Source organism: Scandinavium lactucae (assembly GCF_033843265.1).
GTDB classification, from domain to species: Bacteria; Pseudomonadota; Gammaproteobacteria; order Enterobacterales; family Enterobacteriaceae; genus Scandinavium; species Scandinavium lactucae.
Genome location: NZ_JAWXRD010000040.1, coordinates 276,910 through 293,966, shown reverse-complemented (window position 1 = coordinate 293,966; position 17,057 = coordinate 276,910). Strand labels below are relative to the sequence as shown.

Sequence of the window (17,057 nt, the reverse complement as noted above, 5' to 3'; positions counted from 1 at the left end):
GATAACAAAAAGCTGGACAAGCGTTCAACTCTCAAGCAGGATCGCAACCTGGACAAGTGTCCAGAATGGTTATGAAAGAGGGAAAGGTTATGTTTCGTCAATGGTTAACGTTAGTTGCTATCGTACTGGTGTATATCCCGGTAGCGATTGATGCCACGGTTTTACACGTTGCTGCGCCGACGCTGAGCGTCGCGCTCGGCGCTAGCGGTAATGAACTGCTGTGGATCATTGATATCTACTCGCTGGTGATGGCGGGGATGGTGCTGCCGATGGGCGCATTGGGCGATCGAATTGGTTTTAAACGTCTGCTGCTTCTCGGGAGCGGTCTGTTCGGTCTGGCTTCACTGTGTGCGGCGTTCGCGACCACCGCGGAGTGGCTGATTGCGGCGCGCGCCGTGCTGGCGATTGGTGCAGCAATGATTGTTCCGGCCACGCTGGCGGGGATCCGTAATACGTTTAGCGAAGCGCGGCATCGTAATATGGCGCTCGGGATGTGGGCCGCGGTCGGTTCCGGTGGTGCGGCGTTCGGCCCACTGATTGGTGGGATCGTACTCGAGCATTTCTCGTGGGGAGCGGTATTCCTGATCAACGTCCCGATTGTGCTGGTGGTGATGGCGCTGAGTGCCCGGATAGTTCCGAAGCAGGCTGGCCGTCGTGAACAACCGCTGAATTTCAGCCATGCGCTGATGCTGATTGTGGCGATTTTACTGCTGGTGTGGAGTGCCAAAACGGCGATGAAAGGTGTGATGGCGCTGTGGGTTGTCGGCATTGTGCTGTTGTTCGGTGCGACATTGCTCACCGCCTTCGTGCGCATTCAGCTTAACGCCCGCACGCCAATGATCGACATGCGTCTGTTTACCCATCGTATTATCCTCAGCGGGGTAATGATGGCGGTGACGGCGATGATCACCCTGGTCGGGTTTGAGCTTCTGATGGCACAGGAACTGCAGTTTGTTCACGGTAAATCACCGTTTGAGGCCGGGCTGTTTATGCTGCCGCTGATGCTGGCGAGTGGATTCAGTGGGCCGATTGCGGGCGTTCTGGTATCGCGTCTGGGTTTACGTCAGGTGGCGACGGGCGGGATGGCGCTGAGCGCAATCAGCTTCCTCGGCCTGTCGATGACCGATTTCAGCACCCAACAGTGGCAAGCGTGGGGTTTGATGACGCTATTAGGCTTCAGTGCGGCCAGTGCGTTACTGGCTTCGACGGCTGCCATTATGGCCGCCGCGCCGAAAGAAAAAGCGGCGGCCGCGGGGGCTATCGAAACCATGGCCTACGAACTGGGGGCGGGGCTGGGTATTGCGCTGTTTGGCCTGATTCTGACCCGGAGCTATACCGCGTCGATCCTGCTGCCGACGGGGCTTAGCGCAGAGGCTGCCAACCGTGCCGGGTCGTCAATTGGCGAAGCGATGCAGCTGGCACAAACGCTGACCCCAACGCTTGCGGACTCGGTGGCAGAGGCGGCGAAAAGCGCGTTTATCACCTCGCACAGCGTGGCGTTATTCAGCGCGGGCAGCATGATGCTGGTGCTGGCGGTGGGGATCTGGTTTGGTCTGGCGAAAGCGCGCCAGACCCTCTAACTAGTTCCGCGTCGCGGACCAGCATAACAAGGAGCCTGCACACACCATGCAGGCTCCTTGCCAGAAAGCCCAGGAGAGCGGGGCGCTGAGCAGAACAGACGCCAGGGCGGAGGAGAGCACGGGCGTAAAATAAGACCCGACAGCCAGCAGGCTGACGCTCCCGTGCAGGATGCCGATATTCCACGCCGCATACGCAATCCCTAGCGACAGGGCGCACATAATCAACTTAATGACCACCGGCCAGCTAAAGACCATTGGCGGCTGTGGGCTGGCGAAATAATGAACCCACAGGCTCACTGCGGTGAGTAAAACAAACAGCGTGATGCCGTTTTTGCCTTTGGCATATTTGGTGGTTACGGTGCAATAAGTGGCCCAGATAAATGCGCCGACAAAGGCCAGAATATAGCTCAGCGGACTGCTGGCGATATTGTCCTTTATTTCCCCAAGGTTCAGGCCTTGCTCACCACCTAATACCCAACTGACGCCTAACAGTGAAATCAACAGACCGGGAATGACCCACCAACGTGCTTTCTGCCCGTTAAACAAAATTGCAAAAAGTATTGTCAGGCTGGGCCATAGATAATTGACCATCCCGACCTCAATCGCTTGTTGACGGGTGGTGGCATAGCCCAGGGAAAGCGCGAGGCAAATTTCATAGCTGACGAACAGCACACAGCCCGCCAGCAGATAGCGGAACGAAAAGGTTTTTACCTGCGGAAACCCGACGGTGACCAGCAGCAATAAGCCACTCAGGGTGTAAATTGCCGCCGCACCGCCGACCGGGCCTAAACCTTCGCTGACGCCGCGAATCAGGCCGACCATGGTGCTCCAGAGAAGAATAGCCAGCAGCCCGATAGAAGTTGCTCTGTTTTTAGTCATGGGATTGTTATTGATAATGGATTAAACGGATACCCGAAAATGCAGCCTACGTTTATAGCACTTCTGCGGAATAATCCCTAAGGATTACAAAAATTTGACCTTCCCGACTATTAATAGGGCGCTGATTGAAGACATTGATTTGACGCAAAAAGCGCGCCGCACCTGGTGCTATTTTTTCGCGAGTTTTTGTCCTAATCAATGAGGGAAAAAATGGACGTCAGTCGCAGAAAATTCTTTAAAATCTGCGCGGGCGGGATGGCAGGAACAACAGCGGCGGTTCTGGGATTTGCGCCCAAACTCGCGCTGGCTCAGGCACGCAATTATAAATTGCTGCGTGCTAAAGAGGTTCGGAATACCTGCACATACTGTTCCGTGGGATGTGGGCTGTTGATGTACAGCCAGGGTGACGGCGCGAAAAATGCGCGCGAAGAACTCTATCATGTCGAAGGGGATCCGGATCACCCGGTAAGCCGTGGGGCGCTGTGTCCGAAAGGGGCCGGTTTGCTCGATTACGTCCACAGTGAAAACCGCCTGCGTTATCCGGAATATCGCGCGCCGGGTTCAGATAAGTGGCAGCGTATCTCCTGGGACGAGGCGTTTAGCCGCATCGCCGCCCTGATGAAAGCAGACCGTGATGCCAATTTCATTGAGAAAAATGAGCAGGGGACCACGGTCAATCGCTGGCTCTCCACCGGCATGTTGTGTGCCTCAGCGGCGAGTAATGAAACGGGGATGCTGACGCAAAAGTTCGCCCGCTCCCTGGGGATGCTGGCGGTAGACAACCAGGCGCGCGTTTGACACGGACCAACGGTAGCAAGTCTTGCTCCAACATTTGGTCGCGGTGCGATGACCAACCACTGGGTGGATATCAAAAACGCCAACGTCGTGATGGTGATGGGCGGGAATGCGGCAGAAGCGCATCCGGTCGGTTTCCGTTGGGCGATGGAAGCCAAAAACAATAATGATGCGACGCTGATCGTCGTTGACCCACGCTTTACGCGCACGGCATCAGTGGCCGATATTTATGCGCCGATCCGCTCCGGGACGGACATTACCTTCCTGTCCGGGGTTTTGCTGTATCTGATTGAAAACCAAAAAATCAATGCCGAGTACGTGAAGCATTACACCAATGCCAGCCTGCTGATTCGGGATGATTTTAGCTTTGAAGACGGGTTATTCAGCGGCTACGACGCGGAAAAAAGACAGTACGACAAAGCCTCCTGGAACTACCAGTTCGACGACAATGGTTTTGCTAAGCGTGACGATACGCTCACCGATCCGCGCTGCGTGTGGAATCTGCTGAAACAGCATGTGGCCCGCTACACGCCGGAAGTCGTGGAGAACATTTGTGGTACGCCGAAAGCGGACTTCCTGAAAATCTGCGAAGTGCTGGCCTCGACCAGTGCGGCCGACAGAACCACCACCTTCCTGTATGCACTGGGCTGGACGCAGCACACCGTGGGCGCACAAAACATCCGCACCATGGCGATGATCCAGCTCCTGCTGGGCAATATGGGGATGGCGGGCGGCGGGGTGAATGCCCTGCGTGGTCACTCGAACATTCAGGGTCTGACCGACCTCGGGCTGCTTTCAACCAGCCTGCCGGGCTATCTGACGCTGCCTTCAGAGAAACACACCACGCTGCAAACCTATCTGCAGGCCAACACCCCGAAAGCGACGCTGGCGGAACAGGTGAACTATTGGGGCAACTACCCGAAATTCTTTGTCAGTCTGATGAAAGCGTTTTATGGCGATAAAGCGCAGAAAGAGAATGACTGGGGCTTCGACTGGCTGCCGAAATGGGACCAGGCCTACGACGTTATCAAATACTTCAACCTGATGGATAAAGGCGAAGTAAACGGCTATTTCTGCCAAGGCTTCAACCCGGTGGCCTCTTTCCCGGATAAAAATAAAGTCGTGCAAAGCCTGAGCAAGCTCAAGTACATGGTGGTTATCGACCCGCTGGTGACGGAGACGTCCACGTTCTGGCAAAACCACGGCGAGATGAACGATGTCTCTTCGGCGGATATTCAAACCGAAGTGTTCCGTCTGCCATCGACCTGCTTTGCCGAAGAAGACGGCTCGATTGCCAACTCCGGGCGCTGGTTACAGTGGCACTGGAAAGCAGCCGAGCCGCCGGGAGAGGCGCGCAATGACGGCGAGATCCTGGCCGGGATATACCATCGTCTGCGTGAACTGTATCAGGCGGAAGGCGGCAAAGGCGTTGAGCCTCTGTTAAACATGGGCTGGCACTATCATCTGCCGGACAGCCCGGCCTCCGACGAGGTGGCAAAAGAGAACAACGGCTATGCGCTGGACGATCTCTATGATGCAAACGGCGTGCAGGTTGCGAAAAAAGGCGAACTGTTGAACAGTTTTGCGCTGCTGCGTGATGACGGTTCAACCGCGTCTGCCTGCTGGATTTACGCGGGCAGCTGGACGGAAAAAGGCAACCAGATGGCCAGCCGGGATAACGCCGATCCATCTGGACTCGGGAACACCGCAGGCTGGGCCTGGGCGTGGCCGCTTAACCGTCGGGTGCTTTACAACCGTGCCTCTGCGGATATCAACGGTAAACCCTGGGATCCGAAGCGAATGCTTATTCAGTGGAACGGCAGCAAATGGACCGGGAACGACATCCCTGATTTCAATACCGCACCGCCGGGCAGCGCGACCGGGCCGTTCATCATGCAGCCGGAAGGGATGGGGCGTCTGTTTGCGCTCGATAAACTCGCCGAAGGTCCGTTCCCGGAGCATTACGAACCGATGGAAACGCCGCTCGGGACCAACCCGCTGCATCCGAATGTGGTCTCCAACCCGGTAGTGCGTTTGTACGAGGAAGACGCCCTGCGACTCGGCAAAAAAGAGCGCTTCCCGTATGTGGGCACTACCTATCGCCTGACCGAACATTTCCACACCTGGACCAAACACGCACGGCTTAATGCCATCGCGCAGCCGGAACAATTTGTGGAAATCAGCGAGCAGTTGGCGAAGAACAAAGGGATCAGCAATGGCGACCGGGTGAAAGTCAGCAGCCAGCGTGGATTTATTCGCGCCGTGGCGGTAGTGACCCGTCGTTTGCAGACGCTGAACGTCAATGGACAGCAGGTTGAAACCGTCGGGATCCCACTGCACTGGGGCTTTGAAGGCGTGGCGCAGAAAGGGTATATCGCCAATACCCTGACGCCAAACGTCGGTGATGCCAACTCCCAAACGCCGGAATACAAAGCGTTTCTGGTCAACATCGAAAAAGCGTAAGGAGCAAGCTTATGTCAATGGAAACTCAGGACATCATTAAGCGCTCCGCGACCAACGCCATAACGCCTGCGCCGCGTGCGAGGGACTATAAGGCCGAGGTGGCGAAGCTTATCGATGTGACTTCCTGCGTGGGCTGCAAAGCCTGCCAGGTCGCCTGTTCCGAGTGGAACGATATCCGCGATGAAGTGGGGCACTGTGTCGGGGTGTATGACAACCCCGCCGACCTGAGCGCCAAGTCCTGGACGGTGATGCGTTTTAGTGAGACGGAGCAGAACGGCAAACTGGAATGGCTGATTCGCAAAGATGGTTGTATGCACTGCGAGGATCCGGGCTGTCTGAAGGCGTGCCCTTCAGCGGGGGCGATTATTCAGTACGCCAACGGAATCGTCGATTTTCAGCAGGATAACTGCATCGGCTGTGGCTACTGCATTGCGGGTTGCCCGTTCAATGTGCCGCGTCTCAATAAAGAGGACAACCGGGTTTACAAATGCACGCTCTGCGTCGATCGCGTCAGCGTCGGTCAGGAGCCTGCCTGTGTGAAAACCTGTCCGACGGGGGCCATTCACTTTGGCAGCAAAAAAGAGATGCTGGAGGTGGCGCAAGCGCGGGTGAGCAAGTTACAGGCTCGCGGCTATGCGCAGGCCGGGGTGTATAACCCGCAGGGCGTGGGAGGCACGCACGTGATGTACGTTCTTCATCACGCCGACCAGCCGGAGCTCTACCACAAACTGCCTCAAGAACCGAAAGTCGATGCAGCGGTTAATCTGTGGAAGGGGATCCTCAAACCGCTCTCGGCGGCCGGGTTTATCGCGACCTTCGCCGGGCTGATGTATCACTACATCGGTATTGGGCCGAACAACGAAGTGGATGACGATGAGGAGAGCCACGATGAGTAAGTCTAAGATGATCGTGCGCACCGCTTTCATTGACCGGGCCTGTCACTGGACGGTCGTAGTGTGCTTCTTTTTGGTCTCGCTTTCCGGGATTTCATTCTTTTTCCCGACGTTGCAATGGCTGACGGAAACCTTCGGTACACCGCAGATGGGGCGCATTCTGCATCCTTTCTTTGGCGTGCTGATTTTCGTGGCGCTGATGTTTATGTTCGTTCGTTTCGTGCATCACAACATTCCGGACAAGCAGGACATTCCCTGGCTGAAAGGGATTGTGGAGGTGCTGAAGGGGAACGAACATAAAGTGGCGAAAGTGGGTAAGTACAACGCCGGGCAAAAGATGATGTTCTGGACCATCATGAGCATGATTTTTGTGCTGCTGGTGACCGGGGTGATTATCTGGCGTCCGTATTTTGCCGATTATTTCCCGACTCAGGTGATTCGCTACAGCCTGCTGATTCACGCCACATCGGCAATCATTCTGATCCACGCCATCCTCATCCACATGTACATGGCGTTCTGGGTTAAGGGGTCGATCAAAGGAATGGTTGAAGGTAAAGTCAGCCGTCGCTGGGCGAAGAAACATCATCCACGTTGGTATGACGAAGTTGAACGAGGCGAAGCCGAAGCGAAAGCAAAGGCAGAAAGCAGCCGCTAAACGGTTAACATCCGATGGCGCTGTCGACTGACTAGCGCCATTTTTCACACTTTCTTTAGCGACAGTTTCTGCAGTTGCGACACGTCCACCCGACGTTCAGCCACAGCCAGACTCCAGTTGGTCTGCAAATTCATCCACACCTCGGCAGAACTGCCGATCACTACCGAAAGTTTGATGGCCATCTCGGGCGTAAGCGCCGCTTTTCCTGTGAGCAAACGGCTGGCGGTGGAAGGGGCGATGTTCATCGCGCGGGCGAATTCGCGCAGGCTGACGTTCAGTTCATCCAGCGATTCCTGAATGATGTCGCCAGGACTGGAAGGGGCTGCCATTTTCATCAGTGATAATCCTCATAGTTGAGTAAATGGGCATTGCCGTTGATAAACTCAAAGGTCAAACGCCAGTTTCCTGAAACCGTTATTGCCCAGACACCCTCACGATCGCCGCTCAATGCATGTAAGCGGTAGCCCGGCAGATTAAGCTCTGTCGCTTTTGACGCAATATCAAGAACCGTTAGCCGGTTGCGTAACCGTTTCGCGTGCTGGGGCATTACACCCGTAGTGTCGTTGTAAAAGAACAGGTTGCGTAATCCCTTGTGGCGGAAACTCATGATCATCAGTCCCTCTCCCGTTCCTTCTTGAGGAACAGCATATACTGTGTTGCGCATTACGCAACGGATATTTTTGCGTCATGTAAGATGGCGAAGGTGATTTTGCGGGGGAAAGGAAAAACAACAAGCAGAACACAGCAAATGCCCGAGCATCGCCGCAAAAAGACAACGGGTTCGGTACGAAACCGGACCCGTTCTATCACAGGGAAGGGGGAGGCTATACAAATTTAGCCAACGGATCGGCGGCGGCGAAGGCGATCTCACGATCGGCTTTTGGTGGGTAAATAAGCTCATTGGTAATGGCAATCTTGAGTTTCTTACCTTCCTCACGCACCAGCTTCACCTGCTGGTCCCAGCCCTCGGTATAGACCGCGCCCCATGCGCCGAGATCAAGACAGGTGACGTAATTCTGCTGGCGATACGGTAAACCTTCCATCCCAAGCAGGCTGGCGGCGGCATTGTGTCCGGCGAATTTACCCAACTGAATGGCGTGCTGGCAGGTCATCAGCGCCGTATTGCCGACATCATCGGTTTTGGCATGCGCCATGTCGCCGGTGGCGTAGATGTTACTGTAACCCGGGATTTGCAACTCAGGAGAGACGACGAAGCGGCCAAGCGCGTCGCGATCGGCGGTCAGGTTTTCACCCAGCGGGTTGGCTTTCACACCTGCAGTCCATACCACGGTGGAGGCGTTAATTCGGCTCCCATCCTGAAGGGTTACACCTTCGGCATCCACCATTTCAATACCCGCATTCAGACGCCATTCGACGCCCAGTTCGTCTGATGCCTCACGAATAATGTTCCGCAGCGCTTCACTGTATCGGCCTCCTATCACCGAACCCTTTTCAACTACGACTACTTTTGTCTTTGAATGAGGTCCAAAAAGTGTCTTCAGACGAGAGGGAAGTTCCGTCGCAAGCTCAATGCCGGTGAATCCACCGCCGCAGACCACCACCGTGTTACGGGCAGCGCTTTCTGGCTGATTTTTCAGACCATTGAGATGATCCTCAAGACGCTGAGCGGTGTCCAGTTGGTCAATATCAAAACCATACTCGGCAATGCCTTTGATTCCGAAATGATGCAGATGGCTGCCGCTCGCCAGGATCAGCTTATCGTAAGGGATAAAGGTTGTGTCAGATTGCAGCGTTTTGTACCAAACCCTGTTCTCAGCCGCATCAATGCGCTCGGCGTGACCAGTGATAAAACGGATATCCAGTTCAGCAAACAGCGGCTGCAAATCGGCAGTCGTCGTGGCGACGTTAGCTTCATAAAAACGCGGTCTGACGCGGAGTTCCGGCTGCGGGGCCAGCACGGCGATTTCCACAGCGTCGTTGTTTTGCAGATACGCCAGTCGTGCCGCACTCACTGCCGCCCACATGCCAGCAAACCCGCTGCCGATAATAAGAATACGTTGTTTCATTTTTCTGTCCTTCTGATTTTAAGGCCGTTCCGCCCCGATAACTGAGACTATACTTGTCGGAGTTAACTACGACAAGATCTTTCTGAGTATCTGAGTTATCATCCCGACAGAATCAGAAAAGGAGCACACAATGGCGTTTTACAGTTCTGGGGTGGAATACGGTATTCACAGCCTGATGAGCATGGTTGATGCAAACGGCAACGCGCGTGAAATGAGCGTGCGCGAGTTGGCAGAGCTGCAGAACGTACCGTATGACTATCTCGCGAAAATCTTTACCCGTTTGTCCCGGGCCGGGCTGGTGGTGAGTACAGAAGGTAAGGGCGGGGGATTTCGGCTGGCGAGGGCCAGTGAGTTGATTAGCGTGCTGGATATCGTTCACGCTATAGACGGTCAAAAATCGATGTTCGAGTGTCGTGAGATTCGTCAACGGCTGGCATTATTTGAAGAAACGCCGCCAGCCTGGGTGTGCGAGGGACCTTGCGGCGTGCGTTCGGTGATGGACAGTGCCCAGCAGCGGATGGAAGAAGAGCTTGGTCGTCATACCATCCTCGATCTGGCGCGCAAAATGTTCCGAAAAGCGCCTGAGTCGTTCACTCTTGAAGTCAAAGAATGGATTCACGATCGTCGGAACAAAGCCCCAAAAATCACGTAAACTCTTCCACCATTCGGTCAACAATATTTTTCATTAGCGGGTTTTTTAACGAAAATTTATTGTAGACCATATAAACAGGCACTGCGGGAATGCTGATGTCGGTTTCCACAATACCAATATCAAAGGTGTCTGAAAACATCTCGGCCAAATTGCGCGAGACCACGCCTATGGTATCTGAGGCACTGACCATAGCGATAATCGAAAAAGTTGAACCCGAGCGGAAGCGAATGTCGCGAACAGCGTTGATGCGAGCGTTTATTTCGTCCTGAACGTTTGCAACAGAAAATTTATTACTATTCAATACCGTGAATTGTTCCTTCGACAATTGGTCGGAGGAGGCAAAACCGCTAATGCGCGGATGGTTTTTGGCGCGAATAAAGACTAGTTCTTCATTGTACAAAAGGTGAGAGATTCGTGAATGCATATTATGCGGTTGAAGATCGAAAATAATATCAGCCTTGCGAAAGGTTAGTGCCTTGTCGGTGGTTTCTTCCAGGTTATCATCCGGGGTATGCAAGATTTTACATTGGGGCGATATTTCCGCTACGATTCTCACCAGGGGTTTGAATATAAATAAGGATAAATAGGGGGGGCAAATAATATTGAGCTGAGATTGCGCCACGGTTGGTGAGAGGGATTGCAGCTGTGTTAATACGTCTTCAAAACTATCGGCAATACTGCGGTGAACGTTCTCTGCAAAAGCCGTGGACTCAAGTCTCGATCCATTGCGGACAAACAGGGGATCATCAAAATGCGCGCGTAGCCTGTTCAACCCCTGACTCACCGCGGACGCAGTGACGTCCATCACGTCGGCAGCTTTTGCTACACTTTTATGGCGGTAGACCAGTTCAAATAAGGTAATGAGATTTAAATCTAATTTTGCAATGCTTCCGGGCTGCCCAGTCAGACTTTGTCGTTTAGTCAAGAGATTAATTTCCTTTTCAAATACTGAGTGCCAAATAATGTATATATTATCGATAATTATAGCCCATTCTGAATTTTTTTAGAGGGAATAAATCACTTATCTATTACAGCTAAAGCTAAATCACTACTCAGTGTTTGTCGATCTGATGCCTTGAATTCACTCTCTTTGACGTACGGCGTAACCGTCAGCGTAAAATTCATTTGTTGCCCCTCAACGGCTCGATTGCTGGCGGTCGCGATAATTCCCTGATGGTTATAAATGGGTTGAATGTCTGCGACGCTGTCAAAATTCGTCAGACTGCCAGGGTGAACTATTTTAGTAACAGCGTACTGTTTTCCATCGAGAGTGAGTTGGCTAACTTTCAGGCTTAAGCCGCTTTGCTGTCCGAACTTAAAACGGCCTTTATCGCCCGCACTTCCTGCAAAGAAGACGGCAAGGGTACGCTGGGTGGGGCAAAAAACACTGACGTTCACATCGACGTCCTGCATTTGATACCAGCCTTGAGCCGATTTTATTGCCTCGCCTTTATTGAGTATATGTAAATCAAGCAGCGGTTGAGAAAGGGTAATCTGGCAGCTGTCATCAGCCTGGCACTGACCCATAAAGCCCAGCAATAAGGCACCAACAACGTGGGCTGTGATGGTGGTTCGCGAGAGTTTTTTCATCGGCATTGACCCTGGGTGAGTTCATAGAATGCGTCTTTATCTTGCATGTCCGCCAGTTTCCAGTGGATCTGACATTGACGTTGACCGTCATCATCAATGACGAACAGGGCCGATACGTCATCAGCCTCGCTGAGGAATACCTGACCGTCGTCGACAGCGGTAACAATGTATTGACCTTTATCATCGACAACGGTGCTGCCTTTTTTGAGCAGCGAGCCGTCGGCGTTTTTAACCTGAATCATTACGCGTCGTGAGTTCAGCACCTTAAACCCCAGTTTACTGACGGAGCCATGGCCGGCGGCGATCACTTTCGTACCGTTAGCCAGATCCATGCTCTGCGGCAGGCTATTGGCGTTTATCTCTATACGCGCGTTGCGGTAAAGCGGCATTCCCGGAACGACCGCCTGACCCCAGGCATCTGTCCAGACGTTGCCCTGGGGGGTTGCAATTTCTATCCCACTGACAGGGGCGCTCAGTTGGGCAATGGCAAAGGTGTCTTTAACCGCATAGGGCGAAAAGGTGAGGCCATTATCATGTGCCACCATGCCGCCACTGAGGGTCATATTGTAATTGCGCTGGTGATTGGACCCCGAACCTGCACCGACGTTAAGTTGGGTATAGTGCAGATTGCTGTTCACGCTGCCGTTAAAGCTGTCGCTGTTATCTTCCAGGTTATGGTCCGCAGAAATTGAATACGCGGTGTTCTGCGAAATTGAACCGCTGGTACTGATGCCTGCCGTTCTATCATCGCCTTGTTGGCGGTAATGGGTGCTGATGCTCTGTTCACCAAACGGAATACTCATTGTGACTTAGAGTAAATCTTCGTCCTTCTGTTCAGGATCACTGCTGCCCACCTGACTCTGCCAGTTCACCTGCACGGTCGCATATTTAAACGTTTTTCCCCACGATGCGCTGACGTAGCGTGAGTCCGTGTCGGCGTCTTGGCCTTTGTTCAGGCTGTAAGTGAGTGCGAATACGCCCAGTGCCGACCGATCCCAGCTGACCGACGCGTTGTAGCTGCTCTGATAGCTGGTGTAGTCATCATTTAACGCATCGGTGAGTTCTCGGTAATCATCGCTGTATTTTGCCGCTGAGAGAGAAACTGACACCGATTTTACGGGCGAGTAGCTGGTTGATATCTCGCTCTTCGTGCCACGGGTGGCGTCGCCAAAGGTTTCTCTGCTGGCGAGTACGCTGCCGCTGAATGACAGGTTCTCAAGGGGCAGGTAGTTAAGTTCGGAACCCATGGCCTGATAATCGGCTGCCGCCACGCCGGATGCCGTCAGGGTGAAGTTCGGGCTGAGTCGCCATCCGTCGGAAAGGTTTGCCACCAGCGGTGGGGCGTAATCGCTATCGACATCCCGGACCTGTCCAAATGAGACGGATAATCCTTGCGGGCGCGCCAGACGGGTTGCGCGCAGCGTCGATGAGGGGATGACAAACTGACTCGATGAACCGTCAGTTTCTACCACAGTTACGTCCAAATCGGTATTGGTACGCACTACCGGGACGCTCTCCAGTACAAAAGGCCCGGCGGGAACCAGCGTGGAATAGATTAGCTGGCCCGTCTGGCGGACTTCAACCCGAGCCTGCGGGCTGCGGGCAATACCCCGAACGGCTACACCCGAATCTCCGGCGATCAGTGCGCTGGCCGGCGTCAGCTGAAGACCGTTGATCGGAGCTCCGCTGAACAAACCCGACACGGCATTGACCTGTCCGGCCTGCAACTGCAGTTTCTGGTCAACAAAAGTGTGCGCGACGTAGGTAAACAGGCTATTGGCCGAGACCGTATCATCATTATCGGTGATGAGATAACTGCTGCGCAGCAGCCAGTCGGCGATATTTATCCCGCCGTCGAGGGAGAGCTGACGGTAATCAGAACTGCCGCCTGCATACTGGTTATGAACCCCAAACACATTGTAGTTCAGCACTCCTGCGGTACCGCCATGTTGCACATTGGCTGGCATTGAATTCAGGCTGTTATTAAGCGCTTCTTGTGGCACGACCAGGAGCAGGCTCTCGTTGTTGGGTAACGGCGTGATGGTGACATTCGGAAAATTGATGCGGTAATCATGGCACGCCTGCGGACCGGGATCGTCGATGGGTAGCAGGCCAGCGGCTGAAAGAAAGTCATTGTCTACACATAGCTCGCCTTCAGGCCCAAAGCGTACGGCCAATGTGCCTTTGTCTTTACCATTTACTTTCAGAGAAACGGAGTGGGTGCCCGGCAGATATTTGGCTTCTTTGGCAAAATAGGTATTCACACTGCTGTCCACGCCACGCAGCTTCAGAATATCGCTATCAAAGGTAACGTCTTTGGCTGAGACCGATGCGCTGAATATAATAATGACCGGTAGCAGGATTTTATTCAGCACGCGGTTCCCACAAAGTAGGGTAGGTAACGTCTTCATTGGGGGATCCGATCGGTCAATGGCTTGTATCAAACGTTATTGGTTCAGCGGGGCCGTGAAACTCGGTACGTCAATTCCATAGCGGCTGGCAGGGATGAACTGCAGTTGACCGTCGCTCTCCGCCGTTTTATTGAGTTTGGTCGTCATGGTTTCGCCGGGCAGAATGTAGGTTTTCGCTAATATGCCGTTCGCCCCTGAAGGCAGCGTTTTGACGTTTTGCGCCAGACGGACTACATAGGGGCTCGGATTTTTCACTGTCATGGTGGTGCCCGTAGCGGACCATTGCAGCAATTTCCAGGCATCTTTCACCACGGGCAGGCCTTTAGGATGAATCAGCACGGGAATATCCTGACGCAGGTTAAAACCAATCTTCATTTTTTTGGACGGGTCTTTCGGCGGGATACCTTCAAAAATCGCGCGTTTTAAATGCTCGGTGGTCAGTGGTTTATCCGAACGCAGGATAAATCGCAGCTGCTGAGTCTGGCCCGCCTCAACGCGGACCACCGGCTGGGTCACCATAAGATGCGTACCTTGATCATCCGGCAGGTCGGTAATAGTGGTGTAAAGCAAATTGGGATGGGAATCGGTATTGGTTAAATTCAATGTGCCGCCCATATCGGCTTCTTCAATCATCAGTAAAGAGGTTTCTGGCACAATACCAGCGGCTTTCACTGGTAAGGTGTAGAGGGCGGCACCTAATAAAGGTAGTGAGATGATAAGCACGCGCGTTAAAAACATACTCAGTTAATCCTTTCATCATGCCCAAATAGTGGGCGAATGGTTGGTTACTGAAGCGCGAGATGCCGCTTCAGATTGGCGATAAAATAAGAGTGGGTGGTTTTATCGATACGTAGAAATGCTCGCCAATCCTTGCGGTAATATCGAAAGCACTCATATCAATGAGTGCTTAAATAATGGGAATGTCATTTTCCCTAAGGGATAATAATTACAGATAAACCAGACTGATTGTCGCCTGACCATCTAATGGGGTGTTGTCAGTAATCCCCAGATTGGTGGTGGAGTCGATAGCTGCGGTAACCAGAAGCGGGAACACGGCTTCGGTAAAGGCGACAGGAACCGTTGTACCTGTGTCTGCCACGGTAAATTTGCGACCAAAACCGGGACGGCCATCGATTGTTATGCCCCCAACCGAGTTGACCCACTCTTCAGAATTGAGTTCCTGATCGATGGTCGCCTTGCTGCCGGCTTCGGTGGTGACAAGTGCGGTATTGACGGCAATGGAATATGCGCCAATATTCACGCCTTCTGCAGTTTTACCCAGCCCGTATTGACCCGTGGATTCAGGAATATCACGACCGTCTGCGCCGCCACCGACAATATTGAGATTTTTCAAGGAATCCTGGCGATCGTCCATGGTGGTGAAAGCCACTTTAGTTGGATTATCGCAATTGATACTCAGGGTGATAGTTTTCTGGCCCAACTGGTTAATCAGCCGACGCTGAAAGCGTACTCAGTTCGATGATACCGAAATCAACTTCACCGCCATTGCTCAGCGTAGGTGTGCAGATACCGGTGGTGAGCGTTCCCTTCACGTTAAGTGTCGCAGTTTCTGCGGCGAAAGCAGAAGACACAGTCGTAGCCAGAACAGTGGCTAGCACAATTTTTTTCATTGGATACCTTGATTATTAATATTAGGTTAATAATATTGATGGCTGCTGTAAAATTCAGCGAATAAAATCAAAAAGAATATTAATTCTTGCCGTATTATCGCGACTATTCGCTTAAAGGAAATTAGGAGGTCTAACAGACTCCGTTAGTTAACCTTAGGCATTAACTAACGCATTAATAGCTTTTGTTTTTTAATCTGTATTTAAGATTAAATCCGGGCAGGGCTGCCCGGATTTTGAGGGGCAATGATACTTAATGGCGCAGGTCGATAACCATACGACCGCGGATCTGCCCCTGTTCCATCTCTTTAAAGATAGCGTTGATGTCACCCAGTGGACGCATCGTCACTTTCGGCACCACTTTACCTTCGGCGGCAAACTGGAACGCTTCGATCAGATCCTGACGGGTGCCGACCAGGGAGCCCACCACCTGAATGCCATCCAGCACCAGACGCGGAATATCGAGGCTCATTGATTCTGGCGGCAGACCCACGGCCACTACGCGGCCACCGGCCCGAACCGCATCGACAGCGGAGTTAAACGCGGCTTTTGCCACTGCGGTAACCACCGCGGCATGCGCGCCGCCGGTTTTTTCTTGCACAATTTTCGCCGCATCTTCGCTACGTGAATTGATGGTTAAATCGGCTCCCATCTCTGCGGCCAGTTTTAACTGTTCGTCATTGACGTCGAGCGCGATAACTTTGGCATTGAATACGTTTTTAGCATATTGCATCGCCAGGTTTCCGAGGCCGCCGAGGCCGTAGATGGCAATCCATTGGCCCGGTTTGATGCCGGAGATTTTCACCGCTTTATAGGTGGTTACGCCCGCGCAGGTGATGCTGCTGGCGGCGGCGGATTCCAGGCCGTCAGGCACTTTGACCGCATAATCCGCAACCACGATACACTCTTCGGCCATACCGCCATCGACGGAGTAACCCGCGTTTTTCACCGCGCGGCACAGCGTTTCGTTGCCGCTATTACAATATTCACAATGCCCACAGCCTTCGAAGAACCACGCCACGCTGGCACGATCACCGGGTTTCAGCGAGGTCACGCCGGGGCCGACTTCTTTGACGACACCGATACCTTCATGTCCCAAAATGACGCCGGTTTTATCGCCGAAATCACCATTTTTAACGTGCAGGTCGGTGTGGCAGACCCCACAGCATTCCATTTTCAATAACGCTTCGCCATGTTTCAGCGGACGGAGTGTTTTTTCAGTGACGTTAACCTGATGGTCCTGGGTAACTACTGCAGCCTTCATAGATCTCTCCTTTTAGTGATGAAAATCTGCGATGCAGGCACGGCGTAATGAGGTACGTCGTTACTCCTTTAGAGTTAAAGCTTTCTGCGAAATTAGCAAGGGAGCTGTAACATAAAGTAATAATTCTACAGGAAATGGTAGTTATCCCTGCGGGAAAATCCATTAGATTCAGTTATGAATGACTGCTGTTGTAGATAAAAAAGGCACCCGAAGGTGCCTG

The 17,057-nt window shown here is 53.0% G+C and carries 16 protein-coding genes and 1 pseudogene; 5 read left to right on the top strand and 12 right to left on the bottom strand.

Annotation, left to right across the window (positions count from 1 at the left end):
* The first annotated feature begins 89 nt into the window (after window positions 1-89).
* Window positions 90-1,580, top strand: a complete 1,491-nt coding sequence (locus tag SIK69_RS19045) for an MFS transporter (RefSeq protein ID WP_319786802.1) — start codon at window positions 90-92, stop codon at window positions 1,578-1,580.
* On the opposite strand, the gene yddG is transcribed toward SIK69_RS19045, so the two are convergent.
* Window positions 1,581-2,459, bottom strand: a complete 879-nt coding sequence (gene yddG / locus SIK69_RS19040; protein ID WP_319786801.1) for an aromatic amino acid DMT transporter YddG — start codon at window positions 2,457-2,459, stop codon at window positions 1,581-1,583.
* 210 nt (window positions 2,460-2,669) lie between these two features.
* Here yddG and fdnG point away from each other — a divergent pair, with 210 nt between their 5' ends.
* From fdnG to fdnI, 3 genes are read left to right on the top strand one after another with little or no spacing between them, the layout of a single operon-like run.
* On the top strand, window positions 2,670-5,717 hold the full coding sequence (fdnG, locus tag SIK69_RS19035; RefSeq protein WP_319786800.1) for a formate dehydrogenase-N subunit alpha: 3,048 nt from the start codon (window positions 2,670-2,672) through the stop codon (window positions 5,715-5,717).
* 11 nt (window positions 5,718-5,728) lie between these two features.
* Window positions 5,729-6,613, top strand: coding sequence for a formate dehydrogenase subunit beta (gene fdxH / locus SIK69_RS19030; RefSeq protein ID WP_319786799.1), 885 nt, complete (start codon window positions 5,729-5,731; stop codon window positions 6,611-6,613).
* Entirely contained in the window at window positions 6,606-7,265 is a 660-nt protein-coding gene (gene fdnI, locus SIK69_RS19025; RefSeq protein ID WP_319786798.1) for a formate dehydrogenase-N subunit gamma, read from the top strand. Before fdxH ends, fdnI begins: the two co-directional genes overlap by 8 nt.
* Window positions 7,266-7,309: 44 nt before the next feature.
* On the opposite strand, the gene SIK69_RS19020 is transcribed toward fdnI, so the two are convergent.
* The 3 genes from SIK69_RS19020 to SIK69_RS19010 form a co-directional block, all read right to left on the bottom strand.
* A complete protein-coding gene (locus SIK69_RS19020) occupies window positions 7,310-7,600 on the bottom strand; it encodes a HigA family addiction module antitoxin (RefSeq protein WP_319630294.1) in 291 nt (96 codons plus the stop codon).
* Complete coding sequence (locus SIK69_RS19015) at window positions 7,600-7,878, bottom strand: type II toxin-antitoxin system RelE/ParE family toxin (protein WP_319786796.1); 279 nt, start codon at window positions 7,876-7,878, stop codon at window positions 7,600-7,602. Before SIK69_RS19015 ends, SIK69_RS19020 begins: the two co-directional genes overlap by 1 nt.
* A 211-nt stretch (window positions 7,879-8,089) precedes the next feature.
* Window positions 8,090-9,292 (bottom strand): NAD(P)/FAD-dependent oxidoreductase, encoded by a 1,203-nt coding sequence (locus tag SIK69_RS19010; RefSeq protein WP_319786795.1) that lies wholly within the window; start codon window positions 9,290-9,292, stop codon window positions 8,090-8,092.
* Window positions 9,293-9,422: 130 nt separating this feature from the next.
* Between SIK69_RS19010 and SIK69_RS19005 the strand changes: the two genes are divergently transcribed.
* Window positions 9,423-9,944 carry an RrF2 family transcriptional regulator gene (locus SIK69_RS19005; RefSeq protein ID WP_319630296.1) on the top strand — a complete coding sequence of 174 codons (522 nt, stop codon included), beginning with the start codon at window positions 9,423-9,425 and terminating at the stop codon, window positions 9,942-9,944.
* On the opposite strand, the gene SIK69_RS19000 is transcribed toward SIK69_RS19005, so the two are convergent.
* The 8 genes and pseudogenes from SIK69_RS19000 to adhP all read right to left on the bottom strand — a co-directional run bounded on the left by SIK69_RS19000 (window position 9,937) and on the right by adhP (window position 16,837).
* Window positions 9,937-10,869, bottom strand: coding sequence for a LysR family transcriptional regulator (locus SIK69_RS19000; protein ID WP_319786794.1), 933 nt, complete (start codon window positions 10,867-10,869; stop codon window positions 9,937-9,939). The genes SIK69_RS19005 and SIK69_RS19000 overlap by 8 nt on opposite strands.
* 92 nt (window positions 10,870-10,961) lie before the next feature.
* Complete coding sequence (locus SIK69_RS18995; RefSeq protein WP_319786793.1) at window positions 10,962-11,534, bottom strand: DUF1120 domain-containing protein; 573 nt, start codon at window positions 11,532-11,534, stop codon at window positions 10,962-10,964.
* A complete protein-coding gene (locus tag SIK69_RS18990) occupies window positions 11,531-11,776 on the bottom strand; it encodes a FimD/PapC C-terminal domain-containing protein (RefSeq protein ID WP_319787222.1) in 246 nt (81 codons plus the stop codon). Before SIK69_RS18990 ends, SIK69_RS18995 begins: the two co-directional genes overlap by 4 nt.
* A 36-nt stretch (window positions 11,777-11,812) precedes the next feature.
* A pseudogene (locus SIK69_RS18985) lies at window positions 11,813-13,945 on the bottom strand (fimbrial biogenesis usher protein); the annotation flags it as partial.
* 36 nt (window positions 13,946-13,981) lie between these two features.
* Entirely contained in the window at window positions 13,982-14,683 is a 702-nt protein-coding gene (locus tag SIK69_RS18980) for a fimbria/pilus chaperone family protein (RefSeq protein ID WP_319786792.1), read from the bottom strand.
* Window positions 14,684-14,891: 208 nt separating this feature from the next.
* On the bottom strand, window positions 14,892-15,335 hold the full coding sequence (locus SIK69_RS18975) for a DUF1120 domain-containing protein (protein ID WP_319787221.1): 444 nt from the start codon (window positions 15,333-15,335) through the stop codon (window positions 14,892-14,894).
* 55 nt (window positions 15,336-15,390) lie between these two features.
* Window positions 15,391-15,576, bottom strand: coding sequence for a DUF1120 domain-containing protein (locus tag SIK69_RS18970; protein WP_319786791.1), 186 nt, complete (start codon window positions 15,574-15,576; stop codon window positions 15,391-15,393).
* A 250-nt stretch (window positions 15,577-15,826) separates the two neighbouring features.
* A complete protein-coding gene (adhP, locus tag SIK69_RS18965) occupies window positions 15,827-16,837 on the bottom strand; it encodes an alcohol dehydrogenase AdhP (RefSeq protein WP_319630302.1) in 1,011 nt (336 codons plus the stop codon).
* Between the last annotated feature and the right edge of the window lie 220 nt (window positions 16,838-17,057).

Bases quoted from the DNA above. Each gene is read 5' to 3' on its own strand.
- SIK69_RS18995 (WP_319786793.1), bottom strand. From the start codon at position 11,534: ATGAAAAAACTCTCGCGAACCACCATCACAGCCCACGTTGTTGGTGCC.
- adhP (WP_319630302.1), bottom strand. From the start codon at position 16,837: ATGAAGGCTGCAGTAGTTACCCAGGACCATCAGGTTAACGTCACTGAA.
- SIK69_RS19005 (WP_319630296.1), top strand. From the start codon at position 9,423: ATGGCGTTTTACAGTTCTGGGGTGGAATACGGTATTCACAGCCTGATG.
- SIK69_RS19015 (WP_319786796.1), bottom strand. From the start codon at position 7,878: ATGATCATGAGTTTCCGCCACAAGGGATTACGCAACCTGTTCTTTTAC.
- yddG (WP_319786801.1), bottom strand. From the start codon at position 2,459: ATGACTAAAAACAGAGCAACTTCTATCGGGCTGCTGGCTATTCTTCTC.
- SIK69_RS19045 (WP_319786802.1), top strand. From the start codon at position 90: ATGTTTCGTCAATGGTTAACGTTAGTTGCTATCGTACTGGTGTATATC.
- SIK69_RS18980 (WP_319786792.1), bottom strand. From the start codon at position 14,683: ATGTTTTTAACGCGCGTGCTTATCATCTCACTACCTTTATTAGGTGCC.
- fdxH (WP_319786799.1), top strand. From the start codon at position 5,729: ATGTCAATGGAAACTCAGGACATCATTAAGCGCTCCGCGACCAACGCC.
- SIK69_RS18970 (WP_319786791.1), bottom strand. From the start codon at position 15,576: ATGAAAAAAATTGTGCTAGCCACTGTTCTGGCTACGACTGTGTCTTCT.
- SIK69_RS19020 (WP_319630294.1), bottom strand. From the start codon at position 7,600: ATGAAAATGGCAGCCCCTTCCAGTCCTGGCGACATCATTCAGGAATCG.
- SIK69_RS19010 (WP_319786795.1), bottom strand. From the start codon at position 9,292: ATGAAACAACGTATTCTTATTATCGGCAGCGGGTTTGCTGGCATGTGG.
- fdnI (WP_319786798.1), top strand. From the start codon at position 6,606: ATGAGTAAGTCTAAGATGATCGTGCGCACCGCTTTCATTGACCGGGCC.
- SIK69_RS18990 (WP_319787222.1), bottom strand. From the start codon at position 11,776: ATGATTCAGGTTAAAAACGCCGACGGCTCGCTGCTCAAAAAAGGCAGC.